Source organism: Roseimaritima sediminicola, from assembly GCF_009618275.1.
Classification (GTDB): Bacteria; Planctomycetota; Planctomycetia; order Pirellulales; family Pirellulaceae; genus Roseimaritima; species Roseimaritima sediminicola.
Genome location: NZ_WIAD01000049.1, coordinates 37,948 through 45,273 on the forward strand (window position 1 = coordinate 37,948; position 7,326 = coordinate 45,273).

A 7,326-nucleotide genomic window follows, 5' to 3' on the forward strand; every position below is an offset into this window, starting at 1 on the left:
AAACGCGTGGGAAAAACGACATATTTCGCCAAGTCGCCCAAAAACCCCAGGAACCATTCGCCTTTCGCTGCCGCAAGCGGTATACTTCTCGCCATAGCGTCCCTCCTGGCAGTCCGAACGAAGCGACTCGGGCGGGGATTGCTGGACTGAAGTTTTTTGGAGAGGAAAAGAGAGATGGCAGAAGGTACGATCAAACGGCTGACGGACAAGGGTTTTGGATTCATCGACGCCGGTGGACCCAAGGACCTGTTTTTTCACCTGTCCAGCCTGGTAGACGTCCGATTCGATGACCTTCGCGAAGGGCAGCGAGTGACTTACGAAGAAGGCAACGGCCCCAAGGGACCGTGCGCCGAGAACGTTCAGGTGGCCGACACCGAGTAGTTCTCTGCCGCGTCGCGTTGTTGACGCGGTAGGAATCTTATCTTGAACCCCGTGGATGCGATGCGTCCACGGGGCGATTGCTTCCCGGGCCTAGGCCACGCGGATGACGACCTTGCCGCGGTCGACGCCGGTTTCGACACGGCGATGCGCTTCGGCTGCATCCTCAAAGTCGTACACGCTGTCGATGGTGACCGCCAGCTTCTTCTCGACGAACAGCCGAATTAATTCTTCCAAATCCTCGGCTTTGGACTTGGCCAACATAATCGTGCCGGATTTCGATAGCGGCCAGGTCAACACGGTCATCAACATGCCTTTGACGTCCGGCTCGGTCGACACGTAACGGCCGCCCTCGAGCAGGACCTCGCGAACGTCCAGGTACCCCGATTTGCCGGCCGCATCGAACACGATGTTCCACCGTTCATCGGACTTCGCAAAATCGGTTTGCAGGTAGTCATAGAAGTGGTCCGCCCCCAGCTCGCGACAAAACGCTTCGTTCTCGCCGCTGGCCACCGCGTCGACGTGGCACCCATAGGCTTTTGCGATCTGCACGGCAAACATCCCCACGCCACCGCTGGCTCCGTTGACCAACACGCGCTGACCGGACTGCATCCGGCCATGGTCCCGCAGGGACTGTAGGGCGGTCGATCCGGCCAAGGGGATGGCCGCGGCCTGTTCGTAGCTCATCTCCGGCGGAATCTTGGCCACGGCACTGACGCCACACGCGGCGTACTCGGCAAGCGCCCCGCCGCGGAGCGAATCCAAAAAGGCCATCACAGAATCGCCAGCGGTCAGCCCGCTGCCCTGTGGACACTGCACCACCGTACCCGCCACGTCGTAGCCGGGGATGCGCGGAAACCCGCCGGGCAGCAACCCCTTCATCTCGCCGGATCGCAACCGATAGTCAACCGGATTGACACTGGATGCCCGCACGGCGATCAACACCTCGTCGCTGTCCGGCTTGGGTACCGGACGCTCGGCAGGATGCAACACCGAGGCATCGCCGTAATCGTCGAAGACGATCGCTCGCATCGACTGGCCAATCGCAGAGCTGGGTTCGGGACCACCGTTGGTTTTGATGTCTGACATAACCTGTGCACTTGGATAGGAAACAACGAACGACGACGAAAGCAGCCCAGAAGCCGCAAACCTCATGCCGCGGTGGCAAACCTCATGCCGCGGCCGGGTTGCTGGTCCCGCCCAGTCGCAAGGGCGGTTTACGGCCGGCGGTCAACGCCACGGTGGCGGCGGGGCAAACTATAATGATCCGCCTTGCCGCAGCGGCTCGCTGCCTCTCTCGCCCCCTCCCTCGTTTTCCGCAATAAGATATCCATGCTACGACGCTTTGTTTTGCTGCTTGCCAGTGGTCTGCTGCTGCCGGCCGCTGTTGCTCTGGCCGCCCCGCCGCCAGCCCAGTCCGAAACCCATGAGGCCGACGTGATCGTTTACGGCGGCACTTCGGGCGGCGTGATCGCCGCAGTCCAAGCGAAGAAGATGGGCCGTTCGGTTATCCTGGTCTGTCCGGACAAGCACCTGGGCGGATTGTCCAGCGGCGGCCTGGGCTGGACCGACACGGGCAACAAATCCGTCATCGGCGGACTGGCCCGCGAGTTCTACCATCGCGTCTGGAAACATTACGACCAAGACGAAGCCTGGAAGTGGCAGCCGCGCAGCGACTACGGCAACAAAGGTCAAGGCAATGCCGCGATCGACGGCAAGCAGCGGACGATGTGGATTTTCGAACCGCATGTCGCCGAACAGGTCTTCGACGATCTGGTCCGCGAGCACCAGATCCCCGTCCACCGCGACCAGTGGCTCGATCGCACCTCGGGTGTGAGCAAACGCGACGGACGCATCCAGGCGATCCGCATGCTCAGCGGCCAGACCTACCGCGGACGATCCTTTGTCGATGCCACCTACGAAGGCGATCTGATGGCGGCCGCGGGCGTGGATTACCACGTGGGACGCGAGTCGCAGCAGCAGTACGGCGAACAGTGGAATGGCGTGCAGACCGGCGTGCTGCATCACGGCCATCACTTTGGCGTTCTGCCCACTCCCGTCAGCCCCTACCGCATCCCGGACGATCCCAGCAGCGGACTGCTGCCGCGGATCAGCCCCGATCCTCCCGGCGAGTACGGCTCCGGTGACCATCGCGTGCAGGCGTATTGTTTTCGCATGTGCTTGACCGATCACCCGGAAAACCGCGTGGCGTTTCCCAAACCCGAAGGCTACGACCCGGATCAGTACGCGCTGCTGCTGCGGGTGTTGGAAGCCGGCTGGCGCGAGGGTTTCCAAAAATTCGATCCGATCCCCAACCACAAAACCGACACCAATAACCACGGCCCTTTCAGCACCGACAACATCGGGTTCAACTACGATTACCCCGAAGCCGATTACGAGCGGCGACGCGAGATCATCCGCGAACACGAGGTTTACCAAAAGGGCTTGATGTACTTCCTGGCCAACGACCCGCGGGTCCCGGAAGACGTGCGCAGCAAATTCGCCAAGTGGGGATTGGCCAAGGACGAGTTTCAGGACAACGGCAATTGGCCTCATCAGCTGTACATCCGCGAAGCCCGCCGAATGATCGGCCAGTACGTGATGACTGAAAACGAATTGCTGAAGAAACGTCCCACGCCCGACTCGATCGGTATGGGCTCCTACACGATCGACTCGCACAACGTGCAGCGCTACGTCACACCCGAAGGTTACGTACAGAACGAAGGCGACATCGGCGTGCGCACCGGAGGCCCGTACGAGATCGCTCTGGGGTCGGTGCTGCCGCGGCGCGAACAATGCGAAAACCTGGTCGTGCCGGTGTGCGTCTCCAGCAGCCACATCGCCTTCGGTTCGATTCGCATGGAACCGGTATTCATGATCCTGGGTCAATCCGCGGCCACGGTGGCCTGTCTGGCACTGGATCAAGACAAAGCCGTTCAAGATGTTGACTACCAGGAAATCCGCCAGCGACTGCTGGATGACGGCCAAGTGCTCGAGTACGACGGCCCGACCGGCCGAGCCGGAGTTGGTCGCGGCACGCCGGTGGCCGATCTGGACGGCACGGTCGTCGATGATCGGCAAGCCGAACTGTCGGGCGTGTGGAACGTCAGCACGTCGGCCTTCCGCTGGGTCGGAGGGCAGTACGCCCACGACGAGAACCGAGCCGACGGACGCAGCGTCGCGCGCTTCGAAGCTCCCCTCGAAGCCGGCCGCTACGAAGTGCGTCTGGCCTACGCGTACCATGGCAATCGGGCCACCAATGTTCCGGTCACCATCCATCACGCCGACGGCGAAACCACGGTGACGGTCAACCAACGCAAGGAGCCGCCGATCGACAAACTATTTATCTCGCTGGGTGAGTTCACGTTCGCCGCGGACCAGCCCGCCGTCGTGACGCTTTCGAACGACGGCACCGACGGTCACGTGATCGCCGACGCCGTGCAGTGGATCGCCAAGTAGCGAGAAGTGTTTCGAACTGCAACCCCCGCCCCTCCGGGAGGGTCGGGTTCTCAGGCCCGGGGAGGGCTTTGATTTGCATGCTACCTAAAAGCTTCAGCAAAGCGTTTCTGGTACTACTGACCTTGGCATCGAGCGCCGGCGTGCAGGCGGCCGATCCGGTCGAGCAGTTCTCCAGTGGCCGCGGCACGCTGAACGGTCTACAAGCTTGATGCCTCGACTTGATCAACGGCTGAAACTGGTTGCGCGTCAGATTCGTGCGCGCTGCCACGCCGATATCGGTTCCGATCACGGGCATCTATTAAAGGCCCTGCTCGCCGCCGGCCGGATCGAGCGCGGCATCGCGATCGAGAACAAACGGCAACCGTGGGCGAACTCGCAAGCGACGCTCCGAGGACTGCCGGCCGACGTCCGCTTCGGCGAGGGCCTGCAGCCGCTGCGTCCGGGCGAAGCCGATTCGGCCAGCATCTGCGGGATGGGCGGCCGATCGATCGAGCGAATCCTGGGGGAGGCGCCCGAACGGATTCCCGAACGCCTGGTCCTGCAGCCCAACAAACACGCCGAGCAGCTGCGGCGATGGGCGTTCGCCGCCGGCTACCACCTCCAAGAAGAGCTCCGCACCGCCGGTCGCCGCCGCTTCGACGTTTTGGTCTTTGTCCGCGGTGACGGGCATCCCGACCCGGTCTACGATTCGCTCGACCGGGAAGCCGCCCTGGTGTTCGGACCCTGGCACCTGCGACGCTGGGAAACGTGGTTCGTGCAACAGCTGCAGCAGCAACAGCGGTATCTGGCCACACTTGGCGGCCGCGACGCGGTGGCCGGCCAGCGGCTGGCCATCCTCGATCGCTTGCTGGCCGCACGTGAAAAACACCCCCAAAAAAACTTTGCACAAACCCCTCCGAGGCGGTACTTTGAGAAATGAGGTTCATCGCGGCGCTGCCGCGTTTCGGTTCCTCATCGGGTGGAACCGTCGGCGGCACCGTGGCTTCTTCGTCGCATCGAAAGGCCGCTGCCATGTCTACCCGTCTGCATAACCGTCGCGATCACTTGCAAGCTCTTGGTGCGGCGGCCTTGGCGTACAGCCTGCTGGGGACGAAGCGGTCGCTGGCCTCGGAGGCAGGGCCCGACCCGGTGCAAGTTTGGCTCGACCGGTTGTATCGCAATGCCGGACGATTGAAACTCGCCGCCCAGTCGGGACTCGAGTGGCAGGAGACGATGGATGCAATCTATGCCGATACGCCCTTGGAAGCGTTGTGCAAGCATCTGCGTTTTGATTCGCTGCGGCAACAGATCCTGGCGGACATCCCCAGCGATCGGGGCGAATTGTTTCATCGGGTCGAGCTACGAGGGGAACCAAACGCGGACGCTTCGGGGCGTGAACCTCACCGGGCGCTGATCACCAAAGTGGCGCATGTCAAGAAAGGCCGCAGCATCCCGCCGCACGGTCACTCCAATATGACCAGCGCGTTTCTATGTCTGTCCGGCGAGTTTGCCGTGCGGCAATACGACAAACTGGAAGACCGAGGCGAACACTTGGTCGTGCGTCAAACGGTGGACGAACCCGTCGCAGGGGTGGGGACTTGGTCGAGCATCTCGGACTACCGCAACAACATCCATTGGTTGACGGCCCAAACCGACGATTGCTTTTTGTTCACGACCAAACTGATCGGGCTCGAACCGAACCGCGTCCTCCGCGGGCGTATCAATATCGATGTCCGCCGCGGCGAGTCGCTCGGCACCAACACGCTTCGAGCTCCCGTGATCACGTCTCGCGAAGCGGCCGAACGGTATTGAGCCGGAAAGCGCCGCCACGCTGTACGGATGCCGCCCGAGCGACGCGCAATTCAAATGCTTGACCCGACGCCCCCCGGCAAGTACGATTGCGTACCCCTGCCCTCCTTTACGCCCGCAATAGCGGGCACCCTCCTTCCTTAGAAACGGGGCGTCCTTTCTATGAATGGTCTTAAAGTACGTACGTCCGCACCGCGGACCGGCTTCACCCTGGTGGAGCTGTTGGTTGTGATCGCAATTATTGGTGTCCTGGTCGGCTTGCTTTTGCCGGCCGTGCAAGCCGCTCGCGAAGCCGCGCGGCGGATGCAGTGCAGCAACAACCTGAAACAACTGGGGTTGGCCATGCACAACTTCCATGACACGCGCGGTGAGTTTCCTGAGAACTACACCAAGGTCGGCGCCAGCGCGTGGCACGCAACAAGTGCCAACTTCCATGTTCTGCCCTACATCGAACAGAACAATCTGTACGAACAGGGTCAGTCGCGACTGCGGGACGACAGCCTAACCGAAGCACAGCGTTGGAGCTTCTTCTACAACACGATCTTCAACACCGAGATCCCCGGGTTTCTCTGTCCTTCCTCGCCCGAAGCACCGCAGCGTGGCTCGCACCCCAACGGCTGGGACGGCCCCGGCACCAACTATGGCTGGAGCACCGGCAGCCGGACCGAGACGGTCTGGGCCGGAAATCGGTTCAACGGCATGATCTCCTATCAGAATCCGCGGAAAATGGCCGACGTAACCGACGGCCTGTCGCAAACGCTGCTGGCTTCGGAACTGCTCTCCGGATCCGGTGCCACCGGCAGCAGCGGACGCTATCCCTACGACGTGTTCTACTCCAGCAACGGCCCCTTCAACGCCGTGGTCGACAAGGACTTTCCCACCAAGGCGGAACTGGATGCGATCGGTATCGCCGCTCGGGATAGCGCTTCGGGAGTGCGCAGCAACAACGGCACGATGTGGGGCTGGTACGCCGCCGGCCAGTCGACACTGACCACCGCTGCACCGCCCAACTGGGAATATCCGACCACCGGCGGCGACTGCTGTCCCGGCGGAGCGCACGACTGGGGCGTCGGTATCTTTCCCCCACGCAGCATGCACCCCGGCGGTGTCAACGCCGTGCTGGGCGACGGCTCGGTGCGGTTCATCACCGAGACGGTCAATCTGCTGACGTTCCAACGACTGGGCAATCGCCGTGACGGAGAACCTCTGGGCGATTTCTAGTTGCCGGACGATTTCGTATTCACCTTCCAGAACTTTTGATGAAAGATGCTTTCAACATGAAGAAACGATTCTTCGTTGCCCTGGCGGCGCTGTGCCTTGTCTCGCCTGGGCTGCTGGGGTGCAGCCGTGGTGTGCAAGAACGCGACATCCAGGTCAGCACGGCCAACGATCCGCTGTCCGAACCACGCTCGCTGTTGCAACGCTATGCCGAAGGCCAAGCGATCGGCAGTGAATCGATGGGATACCCGGCCCTGGTCGCCAACGTCCGCGAAGTCGACCCCGAACGGGCGGACATCCTGGAGGACGGCTTGGCCAAGCTGGAGAAAGCCTCTCCGGCCCAGCGGAAAGCCATCGCCGCGGAACTGCTCCAGAAGCTGCAGCCGCAGATGGTTCCCAGCGGCCCCGCGGACGACGCCGCGGACGCCGAATAAGCCAGTGGCATAGGCTCTTCCCAGCCTGTGGACCAGTGGCATAGGCTTC

The 7,326-nt window shown here is 62.2% G+C and carries 8 protein-coding genes; 7 read left to right on the forward strand and 1 reads right to left on the reverse strand.

Annotated features, from left to right (window positions below; genetic code table 11):
* Positions 1-174: 174 nt before the first annotated feature.
* Positions 175-381 (forward strand): cold-shock protein, encoded by a 207-nt coding sequence (locus tag GE027_RS18520; protein ID WP_153558709.1) that lies wholly within the window; start codon positions 175-177, stop codon positions 379-381.
* Positions 382-471: 90 nt separating this feature from the next.
* On the opposite strand, the gene GE027_RS18525 is transcribed toward GE027_RS18520, so the two are convergent.
* Positions 472-1,467 (reverse strand): NAD(P)-dependent alcohol dehydrogenase, encoded by a 996-nt coding sequence (locus GE027_RS18525; protein ID WP_237607645.1) that lies wholly within the window; start codon positions 1,465-1,467, stop codon positions 472-474.
* A gap of 243 nt (positions 1,468-1,710) precedes the next feature.
* On the opposite strand from GE027_RS18525, the gene GE027_RS18530 reads away from it, so the two are divergent.
* From GE027_RS18530 to GE027_RS18550, 6 genes are all read left to right on the forward strand, one after another.
* A complete protein-coding gene (locus GE027_RS18530; RefSeq protein ID WP_153558710.1) occupies positions 1,711-3,837 on the forward strand; it encodes an FAD-dependent oxidoreductase in 2,127 nt (708 codons plus the stop codon).
* Positions 3,838-3,914: 77 nt separating this feature from the next.
* Positions 3,915-4,046, forward strand: a complete 132-nt coding sequence (locus GE027_RS23610) for a hypothetical protein (protein ID WP_261344067.1) — start codon at positions 3,915-3,917, stop codon at positions 4,044-4,046.
* Positions 4,046-4,756, forward strand: a complete 711-nt coding sequence (locus tag GE027_RS18535; protein ID WP_153558711.1) for a class I SAM-dependent methyltransferase — start codon at positions 4,046-4,048, stop codon at positions 4,754-4,756. The genes GE027_RS23610 and GE027_RS18535 overlap by 1 nt, the downstream gene beginning before the upstream one ends.
* A 92-nt stretch (positions 4,757-4,848) precedes the next feature.
* Entirely contained in the window at positions 4,849-5,628 is a 780-nt protein-coding gene (locus GE027_RS18540) for a cupin domain-containing protein (protein WP_153558712.1), read from the forward strand.
* Positions 5,629-5,787: 159 nt separating this feature from the next.
* Positions 5,788-6,846: a DUF1559 family PulG-like putative transporter gene (locus GE027_RS18545; RefSeq protein ID WP_153558713.1), complete on the forward strand. Its 1,059-nt coding sequence runs from the start codon at positions 5,788-5,790 to the stop codon at positions 6,844-6,846.
* A gap of 38 nt (positions 6,847-6,884) precedes the next feature.
* A complete protein-coding gene (locus GE027_RS18550; protein WP_162006812.1) occupies positions 6,885-7,277 on the forward strand; it encodes a hypothetical protein in 393 nt (130 codons plus the stop codon).
* The last annotated feature ends 49 nt before the right edge of the window (positions 7,278-7,326 follow it).

Bases quoted from the DNA above. Each gene is read 5' to 3' on its own strand.
- GE027_RS18520 (WP_153558709.1), top strand. From the start codon at position 175: ATGGCAGAAGGTACGATCAAACGGCTGACGGACAAGGGTTTTGGATTC.
- GE027_RS18525 (WP_237607645.1), bottom strand. From the start codon at position 1,467: ATGTCAGACATCAAAACCAACGGTGGTCCCGAACCCAGCTCTGCGATT.
- GE027_RS18530 (WP_153558710.1), top strand. From the start codon at position 1,711: ATGCTACGACGCTTTGTTTTGCTGCTTGCCAGTGGTCTGCTGCTGCCG.
- GE027_RS23610 (WP_261344067.1), top strand. From the start codon at position 3,915: ATGCTACCTAAAAGCTTCAGCAAAGCGTTTCTGGTACTACTGACCTTG.
- GE027_RS18535 (WP_153558711.1), top strand. From the start codon at position 4,046: ATGCCTCGACTTGATCAACGGCTGAAACTGGTTGCGCGTCAGATTCGT.
- GE027_RS18540 (WP_153558712.1), top strand. From the start codon at position 4,849: ATGTCTACCCGTCTGCATAACCGTCGCGATCACTTGCAAGCTCTTGGT.
- GE027_RS18545 (WP_153558713.1), top strand. From the start codon at position 5,788: ATGAATGGTCTTAAAGTACGTACGTCCGCACCGCGGACCGGCTTCACC.
- GE027_RS18550 (WP_162006812.1), top strand. From the start codon at position 6,885: ATGAAAGATGCTTTCAACATGAAGAAACGATTCTTCGTTGCCCTGGCG.